Source organism: Leptogranulimonas caecicola (genome assembly GCF_023168405.1).
GTDB classification, from domain to species: Bacteria; Actinomycetota; Coriobacteriia; order Coriobacteriales; family Atopobiaceae; genus Leptogranulimonas; species Leptogranulimonas caecicola.
This window is the reverse complement of the sequence record NZ_AP025285.1, coordinates 1,287,430-1,307,738: the sequence shown is the minus strand read 5'-3', so window position 1 is coordinate 1,307,738 and position 20,309 is coordinate 1,287,430. Positions and strand designations below refer to the sequence as shown.

17 protein-coding genes are annotated in these 20,309 nt (G+C 62.2%); 15 read left to right on the top strand and 2 right to left on the bottom strand.

Annotation, left to right across the window (positions count from 1 at the left end; all coding sequences use genetic code 11):
• The first annotated feature begins 101 nt into the window (after positions 1-101).
• Genes OR601_RS05785 through OR601_RS05775 form a run of 3 tightly spaced genes read left to right on the top strand, consistent with a single transcriptional unit; the run spans position 102 to position 5,167 of the window.
• Entirely contained in the window at positions 102-3,050 is a 2,949-nt protein-coding gene (locus OR601_RS05785; RefSeq protein WP_265591315.1) for an SGNH/GDSL hydrolase family protein, read from the top strand.
• Positions 3,051-3,092: 42 nt separating this feature from the next.
• Complete coding sequence (locus OR601_RS05780) at positions 3,093-4,379, top strand: deoxyguanosinetriphosphate triphosphohydrolase family protein (protein ID WP_265591314.1); 1,287 nt, start codon at positions 3,093-3,095, stop codon at positions 4,377-4,379.
• Complete coding sequence (locus OR601_RS05775; RefSeq protein WP_265591313.1) at positions 4,361-5,167, top strand: DUF6273 domain-containing protein; 807 nt, start codon at positions 4,361-4,363, stop codon at positions 5,165-5,167. Before OR601_RS05780 ends, OR601_RS05775 begins: the two co-directional genes overlap by 19 nt.
• 11 nt (positions 5,168-5,178) lie before the next feature.
• Here OR601_RS05775 and OR601_RS05770 read toward each other — a convergent pair whose 3' ends face one another.
• A complete protein-coding gene (locus OR601_RS05770; RefSeq protein WP_265591312.1) occupies positions 5,179-6,849 on the bottom strand; it encodes an OPT/YSL family transporter in 1,671 nt (556 codons plus the stop codon).
• 257 nt (positions 6,850-7,106) lie between these two features.
• Positions 7,107-7,877 carry a gamma-glutamyl-gamma-aminobutyrate hydrolase family protein gene (locus OR601_RS05765; protein ID WP_136013098.1) on the bottom strand — a complete coding sequence of 257 codons (771 nt, stop codon included), beginning with the start codon at positions 7,875-7,877 and terminating at the stop codon, positions 7,107-7,109.
• A gap of 78 nt (positions 7,878-7,955) precedes the next feature.
• On the opposite strand from OR601_RS05765, the gene OR601_RS05760 reads away from it, so the two are divergent.
• From OR601_RS05760 to OR601_RS05705, 12 genes are all read left to right on the top strand, one after another.
• Positions 7,956-9,299, top strand: coding sequence for a replication-associated recombination protein A (locus tag OR601_RS05760; protein ID WP_265591311.1), 1,344 nt, complete (start codon positions 7,956-7,958; stop codon positions 9,297-9,299).
• Between the two features lie 98 nt (positions 9,300-9,397).
• Positions 9,398-9,955 carry a hypothetical protein gene (locus OR601_RS05755; protein WP_136013100.1) on the top strand — a complete coding sequence of 186 codons (558 nt, stop codon included), beginning with the start codon at positions 9,398-9,400 and terminating at the stop codon, positions 9,953-9,955.
• Positions 9,956-9,957: 2 nt separating this feature from the next.
• Entirely contained in the window at positions 9,958-10,335 is a 378-nt protein-coding gene (locus OR601_RS05750; RefSeq protein ID WP_136013101.1) for an ATP-binding protein, read from the top strand.
• Positions 10,332-11,168, top strand: a complete 837-nt coding sequence (locus tag OR601_RS05745) for a SigB/SigF/SigG family RNA polymerase sigma factor (protein ID WP_136013102.1) — start codon at positions 10,332-10,334, stop codon at positions 11,166-11,168. Before OR601_RS05750 ends, OR601_RS05745 begins: the two co-directional genes overlap by 4 nt.
• Positions 11,169-11,170: 2 nt before the next feature.
• The gene (locus OR601_RS05740; protein ID WP_136013103.1) at positions 11,171-12,682 is read left to right on the top strand and encodes an AI-2E family transporter; all 1,512 of its coding nucleotides are present in this window, start codon (positions 11,171-11,173) and stop codon (positions 12,680-12,682) included.
• 155 nt (positions 12,683-12,837) lie between these two features.
• Complete coding sequence (gene alaS, locus OR601_RS05735; protein ID WP_265592385.1) at positions 12,838-15,480, top strand: alanine--tRNA ligase; 2,643 nt, start codon at positions 12,838-12,840, stop codon at positions 15,478-15,480.
• A 1-nt stretch (position 15,481) separates the two neighbouring features.
• Positions 15,482-15,901, top strand: a complete 420-nt coding sequence (gene ruvX, locus OR601_RS05730) for a Holliday junction resolvase RuvX (RefSeq protein WP_265591310.1) — start codon at positions 15,482-15,484, stop codon at positions 15,899-15,901.
• A gap of 219 nt (positions 15,902-16,120) precedes the next feature.
• On the top strand, positions 16,121-17,287 hold the full coding sequence (mltG, locus tag OR601_RS05725) for an endolytic transglycosylase MltG (RefSeq protein WP_167604357.1): 1,167 nt from the start codon (positions 16,121-16,123) through the stop codon (positions 17,285-17,287).
• A 5-nt stretch (positions 17,288-17,292) separates the two neighbouring features.
• Entirely contained in the window at positions 17,293-17,865 is a 573-nt protein-coding gene (locus tag OR601_RS05720; protein ID WP_136013106.1) for a YqeG family HAD IIIA-type phosphatase, read from the top strand.
• Between the two features lie 12 nt (positions 17,866-17,877).
• Complete coding sequence (locus tag OR601_RS05715; protein WP_265591309.1) at positions 17,878-18,366, top strand: prepilin peptidase; 489 nt, start codon at positions 17,878-17,880, stop codon at positions 18,364-18,366.
• Between the two features lie 70 nt (positions 18,367-18,436).
• A complete protein-coding gene (locus tag OR601_RS05710) occupies positions 18,437-18,997 on the top strand; it encodes a shikimate kinase (RefSeq protein WP_265591308.1) in 561 nt (186 codons plus the stop codon).
• Positions 18,994-20,304 carry a dehydroquinate synthase/iron-containing alcohol dehydrogenase family protein gene (locus OR601_RS05705; protein ID WP_265591307.1) on the top strand — a complete coding sequence of 437 codons (1,311 nt, stop codon included), beginning with the start codon at positions 18,994-18,996 and terminating at the stop codon, positions 20,302-20,304. The genes OR601_RS05710 and OR601_RS05705 overlap by 4 nt, the downstream gene beginning before the upstream one ends.
• Positions 20,305-20,309 lie beyond the last annotated feature (5 nt).

Below are 20,309 nucleotides of genomic sequence, written 5' to 3'. Positions count from 1 at the left end.
CGTTATGCGACAATGGCTAGATGCAGGGATGCTCCTGGCTGGTGCTCCAAAGAGCCCGTGGGGCGCCTCAAGAACGATAGATTACCGTCGATGGGATCTCTATGACCCAGAGCTTCTGGCAGACGATCGATGCCTCCTGGTCGCACTCTCAAGGGGCGGCCGCCTTTGTCCACGGCGCGGTGACCTTTGAGCAGGAACCCGATGGCTGGGTGCGGCCGCTGAGGTTTTATCCGCAGCAGCTGCGCGCCCTCTCCAGCTGCATGGCCTGGCATCCAGGTTTGTACCATGCCATGGGCCTCACCTGCGCGGGCATTACCGTAGAGTGCTTGACCGACGCCCAACGGGTGGCGCTGGAGCTCCAGGTGGACCCTGAACCCCAGGGCACCACAGCGCAGATCAGGCTGGCAGACGGCGGACCTTCCTCTCTGTCCCACGATGGCATCTCGGTGACGGCAGACGGGCTTCATCTGCCTCCCCAGATGCCCGGGAACGAACCGGTGGAGCTGGTGGTAAAAGTGGAGGATAGCCAGCGCGACCCCGTGCTTCCGGGCATGGAGGAACCCAGGCAGGTGACCTTCTGGCTACCCATGCTCAGAGGTTGCAAGATCAAGAACCTATCCTGTGACGGCACCTATCTGTCCCCAGTGGCGCCCAAGCCCCTCTTGCTGGTGCTGGGAGACTCTATCTCCCAGGGCTTTTTGGTGGACGACCCTGCCTGTGCGTGGCCCTCCATCGTTGCCCAAGAGCGATCTTTATACCTGGTAAACCAAGGTGTGGGTGGTCAAGTCTTTCAACCGAGTTCCCTGGAGGGCCTGCAGCAGCTACCCACTCCGGCCTACGTGTGGGTGGGGCTGGGGGCCAACTACCGCTTCGAGCGCTGGAACCCCGCGGTGGTCAAACGTGAAATCGCTTCCTATTTTCACCGCATCGCCCAGCTCTGGCCAGAGACCCCAATAGTGGTGGCAAGCCCCACGCCCCATGACGAGGAGGCCTATCCCACCGCCAAGGGCGCCGCCTATGATCTGATTCCAGGGTTTATCCAAGAAGCCTGTGGGCGCTACCCAAACATGCGCTTTCAGGACGGCTCGGTGCTGCTGGAAAACCGCGATCGCTACTTTGCCGACGCCGACCATCCCTCTCGCCGCGGTGGCCGCCTTATGGGCCTTCGATGCGGACGCGTGCTCGACGGCGAGCCGCCTATCGACACGGTGGCTGCTCGCGAGGCGCGCCGCCATGCCAAGATTCGCGAGGCCCTCCAAGAGAAGGCCGGCCAGGGGCGCGGCTGCTCAGCACCGCCCGAAGAGGTAGATTCCATCGACACCACCGGCATGGAGCCTCTGGACTTTGCGGCCCTGGCACCGGCAGCCCCTGTCCGGCACCTAGATCCCATCGCCCCGGCTCCCGTGCTGAGCGACGCTGCCGCCCAGGCGAGCGGGCCTTCGCAGCCTGCGGCTTCCCCTGCACCTGTGACTGCCCCGGAGCTTGAGGTGCCAGCTGCCGAGAAGCCCGTGCCCTCTCACCCGGCAGCCTCTCCAGAGCCTGAGACCCCTGTCACCCACACGTCAGAGCCGTCCCAGCCGGCTGCCGCTCAAAAGGCAGGCTTTTCTCGGCTCACGCCAGCTGAACGCCAAGCGGCCGTGCGTCAGGGGCGCGATTTGGAGGCGCGGTTCAACCAGCTGGCGTCTCAGCTGCCAGCTGATGACGAGGAGGGCCGTGCAGCCGGCAAAGCCTATCTGGCCACCACCCACGGTCTCTATCATCATGAGCCTCTGAGCTGGGCGTTTACTCCCAAGATCTACAGCGAGGCCGGCTGGGAGGTGCTCCGGGAGGCTGCGGAGACCATGGGCTCCATCATGACCAAGGTCACGCGAGCCTACCGGGACTCTCAAGAGGTGCGCGACTTTTTCGCCCTGCCGGCCCAGGTGGACGAGCTTTGCCGCATCGACCCAGGTTATGAGTGCGAGATCCCTCTGGCGCGGGTGGACATCTTCTTGAACGAGGACACCGGGGCCTATTGGTTCTGTGAGCTCAACACCGACGGCTCTGCCGGCATGACCGCCACAGACCAGGTGACCGCCGCTATCCAAAAGAGCGAAACTTTTAAAGAACTCTCGAAAGAGGCGCCTCTTCGCGCGCCGGAATCTGTGAGAGCGCTTTGCGCCCGCGAGATCCTTGACTGCTACGCTTCCTGGGAAAAGGCAGGTCAAGAGCCTTATCCTGCCGAGAAACCCACCCTTGCCATCGTGGACTATACCGAGTCGCTGTCTGTAGACGAAGCCCAAGACTTCTGTGAGATCTTCTCGGAGCTGGGGGTCTCAGCGCGCATCGCAGACCTACGGTCCTTGGCGCTCGACGAGGTGGGGGGCCATTGGCGTCTCAAAGACGACCAAGGGCCCATCGACCTGGTGTGGCGCCGGGCAGTGCTTTCGGAGATGATGGAGAAGCCCTGCGACGGCGCCGATGCCTTGGCTTTGGCAGCCGAGGAGGGCCTGGCATGCGTGGTGGGCGGTTTTCGCACCTGGCCCTGCGCCACCAAGACGGTCTTCGCCTATCTGCACTCGCCGCTGGCCTCTAAAGTCTTGGACGCCTCGGAGCTGGCCTTTGTCCAAGGACACGTGCCCTACACCCAGATCCTTGCCAAAGATTGCGATCTCTCCACCTTCGCCGACAAGGATGCCTGGATCTTAAAGCCTGCCGAGGGCTACAACGGCCAAGGGGTTGTCGCTGGCCTCGACGTGAGCGAGGTGGCGTGGAAAGACGCGCTGCGTGACGGCGCTGCCTCAGGGGCCGTCATCCAGGCCTATGCACCTCAGTATGAAGGCGAGGTCATCGTGGGATCGGTGGCAGCGGGCGACGGCACCCAGGCCTCCGGACGCATCAAGGCTCACTTTATGGAAGGCCTCTACCTCTTTGGCGGGCGCTTCGCAGGCGTCTTCACCCGCTGCGGCGCCTCGGCCACCATCTCTGAGGCCGCTGGCCGCCTCAACATGGGGGCCTTCATCGCTTCCGATTCCTTAAAGTCTCTGGACACCCCACAAAACGAGCAATAAAGGGTGTTAGTTTTTATCGGCAAGGAAGAAAGGAGGATCCCTATGGCAGACCCTATCACCACGGCTCGCAAGAACCCCTTGGCGCCCGATCTGGCCAGGCCCCTCTCCCCAGAGGTGCAGGCTCTCATCGCAGATCACGTGGCCCATCCCGGCCAGAACCCCTACGCCACCAAGAATGAGGACGCGCTGCGCAGGCTCGATGAGCCCCGCGATAGGCCCACGCCGCTGCGGCCGGCGTTCATGCGCGATGCCGAGAAGATTCTCCACCTGCCCGCCTACAATCGCTTGGCAGGAAAGACCCAGGTGTTCAGCTTCCACGCCGACGAGGACCTCTCTCGCCGCGGGCTCCACGTGCAACTGGTGAGTCGAGTGGCGCGCGACATCGGGCGCGCCCTGGACCTTAACTGCGACCTTATCGAGGCCATCGCCCTGGGTCACGATATTGGGCACACCCCTTTTGGCCATGCGGGGGAGCGCTTTTTGGATGGCATCTACCGCCGCCGCACCGGGCGCCGTTTCTTTCATAACGTGCATTCGGTAAGGGTGCTGGACGCTATCTACGGGCGCAATCTCACCCTGCAGACGCTGGACGGGGTGCTTTGCCACAACGGCGAGTACGAGCAGCGGGAGTTTCAGGTCTCCGGCATTTCTACCTTTGATGAGTTCGATGCTGCGGTCGCTGCAGCCTGCACCGCCGGCAACTCAAAGACGGTGCGCGCCCAGCGCCCCATGACGCTGGAGGGTTGCGTGGTGCGCCTCTCGGACATCATCGCCTATGTGGGCAAAGATCGCCAAGACGCCATCCGCGCCCATCATGTGGGCGAAGACACCTTTGATGACGGGCTGGGCGGCGCCTACAACTCCTGGGCGCTGGACGCGTTCATCTCCGATGTGGTGGCGCACTCGTTGGGCCAGCCGCGCATCGCCATGAGCCAGGGGGGCTTCGAGGAGCTCCGCCGCGCCAAACAGGAAAACTACCGTAAGATCTATGCCTCTACCGAGGTGGCAGGCACTCAAGGGGCCCAGATTCTCTCAGGGCTCTTCGAGCTGGCGTACGAGTCTGCGTACCAGGATCTGGCGGCCGGCAACACTCAGGCGCCTATCTTTGTCCACCACATCGACCCCATTCGCGCCGGCCTTTCCTACTACGGCCGCACCTACGACTGGGAGCGTGACTTGGATCAAACGGTGGTGGACTACATCGCCGGCATGACCGACGACTACTTTATCGCTCTGGCCGAGCGGCTGGATCCCGCCGCCGCAAAGGCGTTTCCTCAGCATGATTACTTCTTTGGCAAGGGAGCCGGCCCATGGGACCAAAACCTCTAACCGCTCGCCGCGAGAGCCCGTCCCTGCGTGCGATTACTGCTCGGGCACCGGTTTCTCGCAAAGGGTTTCTGGCGGCCGCGCTGAGCCTTCTGAGCACTACAGCTCTAGGCGGCTGCTCTTGGGGCGCGCCGGCGCAAAAAGACCTTGCCAGCTACTCCTGGGAGGAGCTGGCTCGCATGGCCCAAGCGCTCTCGGCTGCCAAAGATGCCCAGAGCGCCGCCACCATTGCCCGCGGCTATGGCCTTGTAGATGACGAGGGAAACCTGGCGACCACCCCTCGGCCGGTCACCATCGACGGGGTGGAGGTACCCTTTGGCCTGGTGGGGATCCTTCATGACCCCAAGGCCGATGGCTCTGGCATGGCCGGCCTCACTTTTGCCGCCCTGGCAGCGGCAGACACCTCTTCTTATGGCGATGTACCTGCCGAAAGCTGGGTGGATTCGGTGGCGCGCACCCATCTTGCAGAGAATATCTTGCCTGGGTTGCCGGACGGCCTTCCTCAGCTCATAGTCTCTGTGCGCAAGGCCTACCGCAGCGATGAGGGAGCCTTGGAGAGCTGCGAGGACTCGTTGTGGCTCTTGTCGGATGGAGAGATCGGCCTTAACGCGCGTCCCGATTTGCCCGCCACAGGCACCCTCTATGAGGGCTTTGCCCAAGACCCTTCCTATGAGCGTACCTGGAAGGGCACCCCGGAGCCCTGGTGGACCAGGGATGGGTTGTTGGTAGGCTACTCGGGAACCCCGCAGCTCACCGAGCCGGCCGCGCTGGTTCCCGCCTTTTGCCTCTAACGTGCGAGCGTTTAGCCGGCCAGCATCATAGCCACTGCAATAAAGGCGCTGATCACGCCCACCAAAGACTCTCCGCCCAACAGGCCGGAGCCCGCCGCCTGCCATTTGGCTTCCAGTGCCGCGCGGCGCTTGGGATCGTCGTGTTTGCGGCGCGCGTCAAAGATGATGCGGATAAGGGCGCCGGCTCCCGCGCAGGCGCTCATGTGGAAGGGCAGGTATACGCCCAGGCCTAAAGTCATCACCGGGAGCTTGGCCAGCGCCATCACAAGACCTGCTGCAAGACCTGCCACAAAGACTTCTAGGTGGGGGATGCCGCCGGCCATGGTGGCCACCACCGAGGCCTGAGCAGCCACGAAGGATTGCTGGGGGCCAAAGGACTCGGCGCCGTAAGCGGTGAGCAGGGCCATGAGCATGAGGGCGGCCACCACTGCGCCCACCAGGCCGCCTACCGCCATGCCAATAAACTGGTCGCGAGGGTTGGTGCGAAGCACGTCGCCGGCTTTGAGGTCATTCATGACGTCGCCCACGATGCCGCAGGCCACCGCCACCACGGCGGCTCCCAAAAAGAGGCTCTCCATGGACATCTGGGCAAAGCACAGGCGCACCAACAGAAGCACCAACACTCCAAAGATCTCCATGGGGTTCACACCGGTGGTGCCGGTGAGCCAGGCCGAAAGGTACACGCTAAACCAAGCGCCCACAATGACGACCACCGAGGCCCCCAGCCCCAAGTTAAGCCCCACACAGAGGGCGGTGGCCACTACCACCATGGCCAGGGCCACCATAGAGCGGGGGACAAAGAGGCGACGTGCAGCCTCGGCATCGGAGATCTTCTCGGCAGCAGAGGCGCCTGAAGCCATGCGACGCTTGATGAGGGGAAGCAGCCCGGAGACGATAGCTCCTGCGCCTACGCCCAGCATAAGGCCCAGGCCCAGGCTCGACTGGATGGCCGAAGCGTCTTCTTGGGCGATGAGCCCCAGTGCCGGCAGGATGCCCGCGATGCCAATGTTGCCGACGAGGGCGCCCAAAAACCACACCAGCGCAGGGGCGACGCCCACCATGAAGCCCATGGCGGCCATCATAGGGGAGTTGTAGATGCCCAGCGTGACGCCGGGGATCACCGAGCCGGTGCCGATGACGGCGGGCAATACCCCCAGGTTGTCGCGGACCAGCGCATAGAGTGCCGATAAGCCCATGGCCCCAAAAAGCACGGGGGCGTCGCCGGCTTTGGCATCGTCGGCAGCCTTGAGGGTCTCTGCGGCAGAGACGCCAATGGGGTAGGCCAGACGGCGCTCGCGAATGAAGTGGGCCTGAAGCGCCGCCGAGGCGCAGAGGCCCAAGAGGGTGCCCGAGAGCGAAGCCAAAAGCACCTGGGGCAACGTCACCTGGTAGGAAGGGCCAAGCATCCAGAGGCCGGGGATGGTGAAGGCCAGCCCTCCGGCCACCATGGCACCGGCGCTCATGGCGGCATGGCATACGTTGGCCTCGTGGAGGTTGTGGCTGCCCAGCGCCCTGAGGGCGACGATGGACGCCAAGGCTGCAAAGACGATGGGCCAAGGCAGGGCCCCCATCTTGAGGGCGATGAAGAGCGAGCTGGCAGTGAGCAGCGCGCTGCCCAGGGCGCCAATGACGAGGGCGCGGCCCGTGAGCGCGCGAGATTCTTGAGGCGTGGCAGAGGCCATGGGGCGTCTCCTTTGAGGCCGGGAACGGCAGAGCGCGAGCATTGGGGGCCGCAGTCAAGCGAGAAGGGAGCAACCGGCACAGGCGCGCTCAGGGGGTACTCTAATTTATCAAACAGACTTAGAGTACTTGAACGCGTGAACATGGCAGGCTATTCCATTTGATATGGCAGTGGCCCCCAGGGCGCGGGCGAGGTGCGTAGGCGGATATATGGGCTTCTTGGCCAGGCGATGCGCGGCGAGCCGGCGGGCGAGAAGGCCTAGCGGCCTTTAGCGATGCGGCGTTGATTGGCAGCATCTACCAGGGCTTCGAAGAGCTGTGGCTGGGTCCCCATTATCTCTGGGTGCCATTGGACGCCCAAGAAGAAGGTGCGGTCGGGAAACTCCAAGGCCTCCGGGGTGCCGTCATCTGCCCGGGCGGTCACATGGGCGCCCTCGGGCACGGTGGAGATGGCCAGGTGATGCAGGGAGTTTACCGAGGTCTCCAACGCTCCCAAGATCTGGGCCAAGCGGCTATTGGGCTCTATGTAGACCTGGTGCACAGGCGTTTCGAAGGGCTCCGGCTGCAAGTGCACGTCCAGGGTGGCGCCGTGGCTCCAGAGCTGCTCGCTCACGTCGCGCACCAGGGTGCCTCCACGGCCCACGTTCATCACTTGAACGCCTCGGCAGACCCCCAGGCAAGGGACGTCTTGATCCCAACAGGCCTGCAAAAGCGCCCCTTCGAACTCGTCGCGCAGGGGCATCGTCTGACCTAGGGCGTGATGGGTGCGGTCGTCGTAGGCATTGCCGCCAAAGGAGGCGGTGTCTATGTCGGCGCCGCCGGTGAACAGGACGCCGTCGAAGCGCTCGGCGATCTCTGGGGCGCAGGCTGCCGCCGTCTCGTGATAAGGAAGCCCCACCGGCAAGCCTCCGGCTTCGAAGACGCGCTGGGCGTAGCTGCGAAAATAGAGCAGGTATTCGCAGGTGGGGTCGGTGCGGCCGCACAGGCCAATAAGCGGTCGGTTTTGTGCAGGAGGGGTGTGGGTGTCCATAGGGCCTCCCGGGACGCGTGAAGTAGATGCGTAAAGCTTGATTCTCACCTATTGGTATTAGGCTTACAATGCTTATCCATGGATACGTTATTTTCCGCTCAAGAGCGGCTTAAAAAAGATCAGAACGCCCCTTTGGCGGCCAGGATGCGCCCCCAGTCGCTGGAGGAGTTCATGGGCCAAGCCCAGGCAGTGGGCGAGGGCTCGTGGCTCAGGCGCGCCATTGATCACGATACCCTGTCTTCCCTCATCCTTTATGGCCCTGCGGGCACGGGCAAAACCACTCTGGCTCGCATTATCGCAGCTACCACTCAAGCACAGTTTGTGGAGGTGTCGGCGGTCACCGGTACGGTGAAAGACCTGCGGGAGGCCATCGGCGCCGCAGAGCAGCGCCTGCTCATAGACGGCCAGCGCACCATCCTTTTTGTGGACGAGATCCACAGGTTCAATCGCTCGCAGCAAGACGCCCTGCTTCATGCGGTGGAAGATCGCATCGTGGTGTTGGTAGGCGCCACTACCGAGAACCCCTATTTTGAGGTGAACTCGGCGCTTTTGTCCCGCAGCCGCGTGGTGGAGCTCACGGCGCTGGATAACGAGGCTGTCGCCGCTATCGTGAAGCGGGCCCTGAAGGCTCCCCAAGGGCTCAACGGCGCCTTCGAGCTGTCGGATGACGCTCTGGAAGCTGTGGTGACGTTGGCGGGGGGAGATGCGCGATCGGCCCTTACCACCTTAGAGTTGGCCGCCCAGATGGCCACGCCCGACGGCCGGCTGCCCCAACAGGCGCCGGATAAGGGCCCTATCGAGATCTCTGTCCATGCGGTGGAGGAGGCTAACCCCCGCCGAGGGCTGCCCTACGACAAGGGCGGCGACATGCACTACGACGTCATCAGCGCCTTCATCAAGTCCATGCGCGGCAGCGATCCCGACGCCGCGCTCTATTGGCTTGCCCGCATGATTGACGTTGGCGAAGACCCCCGCTTCATCGCTCGCCGCATCCTCATCTGCGCCTCGGAAGACGTTGGCAACGCAGACCCCCAGGCTCTTTTGGTAGCCGAGGCTGCCTTTAAAGCCGCCGAGGTCATTGGCTATCCCGAATGCCGCATCAACCTGGCCCAGGCGGCCACCTACCTGGCGCTGGCCCCCAAGTCCAACGCCTGTGAAGCGGGCATCGACGCAGCCTTGCATGAAGTGCGCCATGGCCCTCGCCGAGAAGTGCCCCCTTATCTCAGGGATCGCCATCGCCCGGGTTCGGACGAATACGGCCCCTACCGCTACCCCCATAACTATCCTGGAGGTTGGGTTTCTCAGCAATACCTGCCCGACGGCCTTGAGCCTGGCAGCTTCTACGCCCCTTCGCCCCGCGGTTGGGAGGCCTGGCGTGTGGAGGCTTCGGCCAGGGATCGCGCCGAGCGCGAGGATGGGTAGGATATAGGTACGAAAAAACGGGGGCCTCGCCCCCTCAAGCGCATACACTGGCTTATAAGCTTGGCAAATGGCCGTGCACGCAGCAAGAAAGGACCCCTATGGACCTCGCAGTGCTTATCGTTCTTATCGTTTTGATGGCTGCCTTCGTGTGGGTGGGCGTCGAGGTCGCACTTGCGGTGCGCAAGCTGCGCGGCCAGGTGGGCGACCTTATGGGCCAGGTAGACAAGACGGTGCAAGACGTCAATGTCACCATTAAAAAGGTCGATCAGGCAGTGGAAGACCTTAACCCCGCCATTCAGGAGGTTAAGCCGCTTATGGGCAAGGTGGAGACCACGGTAGACGCCCTTTCCCTGGACCTGCTGCAGGTTAATAATATCCTTAATGATGTGGGCACCCTCACCGGTGCTGCCAGCGATGCCACCACTGCGGTGACCGGCGTGGTAGACAAGGCCGCCGCCGCCGCTTCCAAAGCCGTGGGCAAGCTGGGCAAGAAGGGCAAGGCAGGAACAGAGGCCCTGGAGGCTTCCGCTGCCGAGAAGGCCGCGCAACTGCAGGGAGACATCGAGCCTTCTGTTGAGACGGTCTCCCAAGACGCGGGCTACTTTACCTATCCCACTGAGAGCGCGACCAGCGACACGGCCTCTGAGGAGAAGTAATCATGGAATCTAAGACAGTTGAGCTAAAAACGCCTGCTGCGCCAGAGTTCGCACGCTCCGTGCGCATGCTGGCGGCAAATCTCGCAGTAGTCTGCGGCTTGTCTATCGACGACGTCGAGGATGTGCGCATGGCGGCAGAGGAGGGCTTCGTCTACGCCTCCGCCACTGAGCAAGAGTCGGTAGGCATTCGCTTCGACATCAATGAAGATCGCATTGAGATGGTCTTCACGCTGGGCGCGCAGGCCAACGTGGAAGACGCCTACGAAGACGGTTCCTTTGGCTATGCCCAGCTCATCTTGGGCGCTGTCACCGACGAGTTCTCCATCGACGATGAGGCATCCACCCTCACCGTGGTCAAGACGAGGGGAGTTTCTGCGTGACCGAGAGCAAGCCTCAAGTCTCCCGCACCCACGGCGCCTATGCCAGGCGCGTCTCTGCCGGTGCAGGCAGGGGCAAGCTTGCCTGGGACAAGGAGCGCACCCGGGAGCTTTTCTGCCGATACAAAGAAGAAGGGGACGAGGATGCTCGCGAGCAGCTTATCGTGAGCCACCTCAACCTGGTGCGTTTTTTGGCTTCCAAGTTCAAGAACCGCGGCGAGTCTCTGGACGACCTTATCCAGGTGGGCACCATCGGCCTCATCAAGGCCATTGACCGCTTCGAGCCTGAGCGCGGCCTGGAGTTCACCACCTATGCCACGCCCACCATCATGGGCGAGATCAAGCGACACTTCCGCGACAAGGGCTGGTCTGTGCGCGTGCCCCGTCGCCTGCAAGAGCTTTCTGCCAAGGTCAATCAGGCTACAGACGAGCTTACCTGCGACCTGCAACGCTCTCCCTCGGTGGATGAGATCGCCAAATACTTAGACGTCTCTGTAGACGAGGTCTTGGAGGCCATGGAGTCTTCCAGCGCCTACAGCTCGGTGCCTCTGGAATCTGGGAGCTCTGAGAACGAGGATGCCCCCTCGGTGCTCGACCGCTACGCCACAGAGGACAAGGACCTGGTGGCCAGCGACGACCGCATGGTCATCCAAGAGGCCATCTCCTCCTTCTCGCCCCGCGAGCAAGAGGTGCTCACCATGCGCTTCAAAGACGGGTTGACCCAGGTAGAGATAGCCAACCGTCTAGGGGTAAGCCAGGTGCAGGTCTCCCGCTTCCTGCGCCGCACTCTCAAAAAAGTACAAGATCATATTGATCCCGAAGGTCTGATGGGCTAGTTATGGCGCGTCCCCTTGCTCATCATTCAATCCAGGATATCTCGGCCGAGGACCGTCTTCGCATGATTCGTGTGTGGACGGCCATCGGCTTTATCGTCATCTTCGTGTGCGTGGTGTGGGCGTTGGGCTACATCGCCCCGGCCATCGAGTTTTTGGCCGTAGGCATCATCGTTGGCTTCATCTGCAGCCCCATCGTCAACTGGCTGGAAACCAAAGGAGTGGGCCGCGCGCTAGGCGCGATCTTGGCCCTGCTCATCGTGCTGGGTGTGGCCATAGGCGTGCTGGCGATACTGGGGCCCCTTACCCTAGAGCAGCTCAATACTCTGCTCCAGCGCATTCCTGGCTACTTCCGGGAGCTTCAGGACTGGCTGCGCAGCCTCTTTGAGCGTTACGGCACCACTGAGACTGCAGAGTTTCAAACCAACATCTCTGCGCTGGTGGACGGCTTTTCCACCATGGGCACCCGCTTTGCCAACGACATGGCCTCCCAAATCTCTTCCGGCCTCATTCCCAACCTCATGAACCTGGTGAACACCTTCTTCATGTTCTTCCTGGGACTGGTGCTGGCCTACTGGCTGGCCCGCGATTACCCCCGCATCGTGCGCGAGTTCGCCATCGTGGCAGGCCCCAAGCATGAAGATGACCTCATGCTGCTCTTGGCGGTGGCGAGCCGTTCTATGGGCGGCTACATGCGTGGCATCGTGATCACCTCCCTGGTAGGAGGCAGCCTCGCGTTCTTGGGCTACATCGTGGTAGGTCAGCCCTACGCGCCCCTCATGGGCACCCTCACCGGCCTTCTGCACTTTGTGCCGGTCATTGGCCCCTGGATCGCCGCTGCCATCGCCACGGTCACCGCGCTGTTTGTGAGTCCCCTTTGCGCGTTCTGGACGCTCATTGTGGCTATGGTGGCAGAAAACATCACCGACAACGTGGTGAGCCCTGTAGTCATGCGCTCTGCTGTCCAAGTGCATCCAGCCATGAGCCTTTTGGCCATCGTGTTGGGTTCCTCCCTTGGCGGTGCGGTGGGCATGGCCATCTCCATCCCGGTGTCTGCAGCCATCAAAGGTGTGTTCATCTACTACTTCGAGACCCGTACCGGACGCCAGATCGTCTCTTACCACGGAGCCATCTTCCAAGGGACGCCCTTTCATCACGCCGATGGCTCCATCGCTCCCAGCTGCGACGCCCTCGACGATGACAGTTTCTTTGTCACAAGCCGCCTCATTCCCGACGAAAACGAGGGTGACGTCTCTGCTGCGCCCGGCGGCGAGCCCGCTAAGCCCTCGGTGGGCGAGATCGTGCGCGAGCGGGCCGAGGAGCTACGGCTTTTTGTAGAGCATCCCAAGGCTCACTCTGAATCCACCTCTGGCTCCCAAGCCCCCAAAGCGAGATCTTCTCGGCAAGAAGAGGCCTCTGATGAGCCCCGGGATCCTCAGGAAGAGGCTCGGGACTCTCAGGGCTCACCTGCCGAGAAACCCGTGCATCCCAGCTCCAAAGATAAAGGCGAGCTCTAAGAGAATGGCGATGCCGTAGCAATAGAGGCGCGAGCGCTGCCAAGAAGGCGGCTCTGAATTAGAATGAATGAATCTGTGCCCAGCAATGCTGCTTTGGGGAGCGTCCCTGGCAGCCCTATGAGGAGGATCTCTTGTCTACCTCTGACTTTCCCACTATGACCACTGCCGAGATTCGCTCGTCGTTCTTGGACTTTTTTGAAGAGCACGGCTGCAAGAAGTTCCCGTCTTCTTCGCTGGTGCCCGATGACCCGTCGCTGCTTTTGGCCAACGCCGGCATGAACCAGTTCAAGCAATACTATCTGGGCACCAAGACCTTGAAGGAGGGCATCGGCGCCACTTCTTGCCAAAAGTGCCTGCGCACCAACGACATCGACGCCATTGGCCTGGACGGTCGCCATCTCTCCTTCTTCGAGATGCTGGGCAACTTTGCCTTTGGCGGCTATTCCAAGCGCCAGGCCTGCGAATGGGCGTTTGACTATATTGTCAACCATCTTCACCTGCCCCAGGATCGTCTCTACTTCACTGTCTTTGAGGACGACGACGATTGCGCTGAGATCTGGGAGTCGCTGGGCGTGGCTAAAGACCACATCTCACGCTTGGGCGAGGAGGACAACTTCTGGGCCGCCGGACCCACCGGCCCCTGCGGCCCATGCTCGGAGATCTACTTCGACCAGGGCGAAGAGGTGGGCTGCGGCAGCCCCACCTGCGCCCCTGGCTGCGACTGCGACCGCTTCCTGGAGTTTTGGAATTTGGTGTTCACCCAGTTCGACCGCCAAGAGGACGGTACGCTGGTAGACCTGCCTCACCAAAACGTGGACACCGGCATGGGCCTAGAGCGCATGGCGGCTATCATGCAGCATAAGTCTTCCAATTATGACGGCGATCTTATGCACTCCCTCATCGAGGTAGGAGAGAGGCTTTCTGGCAAGAAGTACGGCGAAGACCCTGCCGCAGATGTCTCGCTGCGCATCATTGCAGATCACAGCCGCGCCGTGAGCTTCATGATTGGCGACGGCATCCTGCCTTCCAACGAGGGTCGCGGCTATGTGTTGCGCCGCCTGCTGCGCCGCGCCGTGTTCCACGGCCGCCTGCTGGGCATCGAGGAGGCGTTCCTCTGTGACTATGTGGCCGAGGTCACACGCCTTATGGGCGATGTCTATCCTGAGTTGGTGGACAACTCCGCCTTGATCCAGGGCACCGTGCGCGCAGAGGAAGCCCGTTTCTCCTCGGTCATCGAGACCGGTCGCCTCTATCTGGAGCAGGAGCTGGACAAACTGGGCGAGGGAGAGACTCTCTCGGGCCATGTGGCTTTCACCCTTCACGACACCTACGGATTCCCGGTAGACCTCACCCGCGAGATCGCCCTCAATGCCGGCCACGACATCGATCAGGCTGCTTTTGACGCCGACATGGAGGCCCAGCGCACCCGTGCTCGCGCCGCCGGCGCCACCGATTCTGATGCCTGGAGCCAGGTTGACGTATGGACGGCGCTCTCTGACTCGGTGGATGCCACCGAGTTTTGCGGCTATGAGGAGAGCGAGCTTCGCGGCTGCACCGTGTTGTCCATTGTGCGCGACGGCGAGAGCGTCTTGCGTGCCGAGACCGGCGACAAGGTGGAGGTCGTGCTTGATCGCACCCCCTTCTATGCCGAGATGGGCGGCGAGGTCGGCGATACCGGCGAGCTCTCTGGCATCGAGTTTCGCATGGAGGTAGAGAACACCGTCTCCCATGACGGCCTCATTGCCCACGAAGGCGCCATCAAGGGCGGCTTCGTGCGTGTGGGCGACATCGTCACCGCCGAGGTGGACGATCGCCGCCGCGAGCTTATCCGTCGCAACCACACTGCCACCCACCTGTTGGACGCTGCTCTTAAGAAGGTGCTGGGCGACCACGTGCATCAGGCAGGCTCGCTGGTAGCCCCCGATCGCCTGCGCTTTGACTTTACTCACTTCGAGGCTCTTTCTCAGGCCCAAATCGCCCAGGTAGAAGACCTGGTCAACCAGCAGATCTTCCTGGCGTTGCCGGTGACCACCCAGCTCATGAGCTTGGAGGACGCCAAGGCTTCGGGCGCGGTGGCCCTCTTTGGCGAGAAGTACGGCGAGGAAGTGCGCGTCGTGCGTGCAGGTGAGGGCCCGCAGCCCTTCTCTGCAGAGCTTTGTGGCGGTCTTCATGCCTCTAATACCTCCGAGCTGGGCATCTTCAAGATCACTTCCGAGAGCTCCATTGGCAGCGCCGCACGTCGTATTGAGGCAGTCACCTCTCTGGGCGCCCTTTCCTTCGTGAACAGCCGCCTGGATGCGCTGGATGCCGCGGCTGCTGCCCTCAAGAGCCGCCCGGCTTCTGTGGCGGGCGCCGTGGACGATATGCTGGCTCGCGAGCGCGATCTCAAGGCAAAGCTCAAGCGTGCCCTGTCTGGCGCGGGCGCCAATGCTGCAGTGGACGCACTGGCTGCCGCTCTCCAGTGCGATGGTTACAAGGCTGTGGTGGCCCGTATGGACGGCCGCGACGCCCACGATCTGCGCGGTGTGTGGGACACTCTGCGCGAGCAGGCCAAAGGTCCTATCGCCTGCTTCTTGGTCTCCCAGTCTGACGAGGGCAAGACCTCGCTTTTGGCTGCCGGCACCAAAGAGGCTGTGGCCGCCGGCTTTGATGCCGGTGCCCTGGTAAAGGCGGTAACCAGCGCCTTTGGCGGCCGCGGCGGCGGCAAGCCTGCCATGGCTCAGGGCGGCCTGCCTGGCCCTGCGGTCATCGTCCAGGCCCTCGATGCGGTGCGCGAGCGCCTGACTCAGGAACAATAACGTGCGCTACCTGGCCTTAGATATTGGCGAGAAGCGGGTGGGCATCGCAGCAAGCGATGTCACCGGCACCGTTGCCTCGCCGGTATGCGTGCTTCCTGCTCAGGAAGTCCGCGCTCAGGCTCGCAGTTTTAGGCGGATTTTGGAAGACCATGAACCCGACGTGCTGGTCTGCGGCCACCCCCTCACTTTGTCTGGTGAGGAGGGGCCGCAGGCGGCGCGCATTGAGGGGGAGGCCCGCGCCATCGCACAGGCCTGCGGACTTCCCCTGGAGTTTGCCGACGAACGCCTGTCCTCTCGGGAAGCCAAGCGTATCTTGAGAGAGCAGGGGCTCTCAGAGAAGTCCATGCGCGGCAAGGTCGATATGGTGGCTGCATCGCTTTTCTTACAATCCCACCTCGACGCCAAGACGAACAAAGGGTAAGACGGCATGGCAAATCACTGGCGATCACAGACAGGCCCTGAGGATTCAGGGACTACTTGCGGCGGCCGCCAGCCTCAAAGATCTTCAACGCCACGACAGCCTGCCCACTCCTTGGGCTCCAATCAACCCAGGGCGAGCTCTTCTCGGCAGGCAAAGGGGCACCAGCCTGAACCTCGCGTGGCTTCAGGGACAACCACTCGGCGGGTGTCGGAGCGCACCATGCAGAGGACCCAGGTGCACGGCGCGCTTTCGGGCGCTGGTAGGGTAGGGCAGCCTCGTGGCCGTGTGTCAGGTGTCAACAGCGCTTCTGCTGGACGCAGAAATCTCGCGGGTGCGGGTATTTTGATCGTCGGCCTCGTCGTCGCGGTGGCGCTTGGCGCACTCATTATGGTTGCGGTGCGCGGCTGCCAAAGCGCTCCGGAGCCACAGGGTCCGGGCCTTGCGACTGAAGGCCAAATCGAGGTGCAGATCCCCGAAGGCGCCGGCACAGATGTGATTGCCCAGGCCTTTGTGGACGCACGGTTGGTAAGCGATACCGCTACTTTCACCAAGGCGGTGGCGGCTGCCAAGGCAGATCAGTCCTTGAAGCCGGGCACCTATGTCTTCGCTGCTGGAACGCCGGTGGAAGCCATCGTGGACCAGCTCACGAAGGGACCCAATACCTCGGCCAATCGCGTGACCATTCCCGAGGGCCTCACGGTGGCAAAAACCGCTGCTGCAGTGGAGTCTGCCTTGGGTATTCCCGCCCAAGATTTCATGGACCAGGCCAAGGCATCCCTTTGGGTGGGGTCCTACCCCTTCTTGGCCGCAGCTCAAGATGACTCGTTGGAAGGATTCCTTTGGGCTTCCACCTATGACTTCTCCGGATTCACGGTAGATGCCAAAAGCGTCATAAAAGCCATGCTGGATCGCTATCAGCAGGCGGTGTCCAAGGTGGATTTCGCTGCCGGCGAGGAGGCCATCCAGCAGACCTACAATGTCACGATGACTGACTATGACATCCTTAAGGTGGCGTCCATTATCGAGCGCGAGGCGGTCTCGGAGAGCGACAGGCCGCTGGTGGCCTCGGTGCTCTACAACCGTCTGCGCGACGGCATGGCATTGCAGTCCGATGCCACCATGGGCTATGTCACCGGGGGCGAGGTTACCGCAGACGACCTGCTCAAAGAGTCGCCCTACAACAGCTATCTCAACAAGGGGCTTCCGCCTACGCCCATCTGCACCCCTTCCATCGAGTGCATCCAGGCGGCGTTGGCCCCGGCGTCCACCAACTATTACTACTTCCTCATCATCGAGAACGGCTCCTACTCCAACCACACCTTCTCGCAGACTTATGAGGAGCATTTGGCGGCCATCGACAAGGCCAAAGCCGATCAAGGAGCTTAGAGCCCATGCCTTTAGCAACCCCATGGATGCGCGTTCACGCCATCTCGGACATCCCCGTATCAGCGCTGGTAGATCACAATATTCGCCTGGTGTTGGTGGATCGCGACAATACCTGTGTGCCCGGAGATGCCTCAAGTGCCCCGGCATCGGTGGCTGCCTGGATCGATCGGGTGAAGGCCGCTTCCATCGCTGTGTGCTTTGTGTCCAACAACTTCCATAGCGCCCAGGTGGAGGCTTCTGCTCAGGAGCTGGGCATCTCCCGAGTGGATCACGCCATGAAGCCAGCGCCTTTCGCCCTTTGGCATGCCTGCAAAAGGATGGGTGTGCCCAGAAGCCAAACGGTACTCATTGGCGACCAAGTATTTACCGATCTCATGGCTGCCCGTCTGGCTGGGATCCCTTCCATACTGGTGGATCCCCAAAGCACCAAGGAGCTCTGGTACACTCGCATCTTCCGTCAGATGGAAAAACTGGCCTTAAAAGACACCTCTTATCATCAGGCAGCCCCGTCGACTCCCGAGGCTTCTGCTGCCCACTTGGCCGAGAAGCCCGTCTGTCCCCTCCAGGACGCCCACTAAGGGCCGACTCACATGTGGGGGATCTGGGCGGCGTTGCTTGTTGCCGCTTCTCTCAACGATCTTCGCTGGCGCCGCCTGCCCAACGGCCTGCTTGTGGCTTCGGGGGTTCTGGCCTTGGGCTTTCAGGGGGCGCGCCTGTGGGGAGACCCTCTTGTCCTGGCTGTTGCCAGTGCTCCTTTGGGGCCTGCACTTTGGGGCGTGTTGCCGCATCCTGCAGTCTGCACAGGCTCTGCGCTGGTCTTTTTGGGGGCAGCCTCAGCGCTGGAGCTGGCCTGTCGGCACCGCAACATCTCCCTCATGGGCCTGGGCGACATCAAGCTTCTTGCGTGCCTTACGGCTGCAGCTGGCCCGCTGGTAGGCTTTCTGGGTGGGCTTTTGGGCTGTGGTGCAGGGGGAATGGTGGCTCTTATCGGCAAGAAAACCCACTTTGCTGCAGGCCCTTGGATCTGTGCAGGCTGCGGCCTTGTGTGGTGGTGGGTCACGGAGGCAGGACTTCGATGAGCTGAGAAGGTGTGGGGCGCGGGGTGTTAGTATCGGTAGGAAGCACCTGAGACGAGCGAGAGGAGGACCTATGGGCACACCGGCGCGCGCGCTGGGAGATGGGCTGGTTATTCATGAAGACTGCGACCATCTGCTGTTTGTGGGATTCTCTGGCTCGGGCAAGTCCACCGTGGTGCGCAATTTGGGGTGCATGTTTCGCCGTCGCACGGTAGATTTGGATCGCGTGGTGGAGCGCAGGCTCCATGGCACGCTGCCCGGCGTGTGGATCGAGTACGGCGAGCAGGCCTTCAGGGCCGAGGAGCACAAGGCCCTCCTTGGCCTCAAGCAGGAGAAGTCGCTTTTGGTGGCCTGCGGAGGAGGCACGGTGGCCACCCGGGAGAACCGCGAGCTCTTGCGCGAGCTTGGCCATGTGGTCTTTCTGGACGGCACCTTCGAGGACTCACTGGCTCAAATACGCTCCACCCATCGCAGGCCCGACCTGGGCGATCGCGCCCATGCTGCCCGGCTCTATGAGGAGCGGCGGCCCCTCTACATGTCTGTGGCCGACTATACCGTTTCAATTACTGGAAAAACCTTCGAGCAGGTAGCCTGCGACTGCGGTGCGCTGCTCTGGGAAGAAGGGCTGCTATGAGCCACCTCGAACCTGCTGCATCCACTGCCGACGCCATCCCTGCCGCCTCCGCAACCTCTGAGCCTTTGGCTGCCGAGAAGGGCGCAGCCGGCGCGGCTTCCAGCCCTTTGGCGGCTCCCAGTGAGGCGACTTCAGGGCTGAGTCCTGAGGTCTTAGCCCACGCGGCAGACGTGCCTGCGCCAGAGCCTCCTCGCATCCACCGCCAGTCGGTGGCTTCCAACGGCATCTCCTGCGATCTGCGCCTAGGGCCCTCTGTGTTGGACCGCTTTGGCCGTGACCTCAAGATCTGTACGGGTCGCGCTCGTCGGGCTGTCTTCATGGTAGAAGCCTCGGCTCACCCGGAGCTGGTGGAAGAGCTGTCGCGCATCGTCATAGACGCAGGCTTCCGTGTGGTGCGCCTGCCTCAAAACGACGCTCGGGACGCAGGTTTGGTGGAGGGCCTGGCCCCCACCTACGAGGCGTTGGCGCAAGAGCATATCAATCCTGGCGACATTTGCGTAGCCATCGGAGGGCTGGCCTCTGTCTCCGAGGATGTCTTTGTCTCCAGCACCTGGTGCGGCGGCATGTCGCTGGCTGCTGTTCCCTTAGGGCTCGACGCACTCATTTGCTGTCCTTCTCGGCCTAAGCCTTTGGCCGCAGGCGCCGACTCTGCTGCAGTGAATTTCCGCACTCGCATGGCCATGTGCTATAGCGATCCGGAGATCTGCCAGCTCACTTCTTCTGTGGAGTCCACGCTTCATGGCCGGGTGCTAATGGTGGTGGCTGCGGTCTGTGAGTCCAAAGATGCCTTTAACGACCTGGTCATTCGCTCGGAGGCAATCGCTGCAGCAGATATCGAGACCACGCAAACCCAAGCTCTTGAGGCAGCCCGCGGCTTTGGCCGAGTGAATGCCTCCTCCTCTGTGGCGGTGCGCCAGTCGCTTTCCTACGGCGAGGTCTTTGCTCGCGCTCTGGCTGGCCTGGTGCCTCATGCCCCTCTGTCAGCGCTTCGCGGCGAAGGATTGCGCTTCGCCTCTCGCCTTGGGGTGGGTGCGGTGGGCACATCGGTAGACTTCGTGTTTGCACAAGATGCCCTGCTGGACCGGCTGGGCATAGGTGAGCTGGCCTGCCAGGTAGATCCCGGCACGCTCAAGGAAGCCATCCTGCAGGAGAGCGTAAGGCTTTCAGGTAAGCCCATGATCGCGGTGCCTCACGACATTGGCCGCGTACGTTTGGCATCCATCCCTGATGAGGTGCTCGATGAGCACCTGGAGGCCTGGTGCCAGGCCAGAAGCGCGCTTCTGTCACAAAATCAAAGCGAGGGATAGCTTGT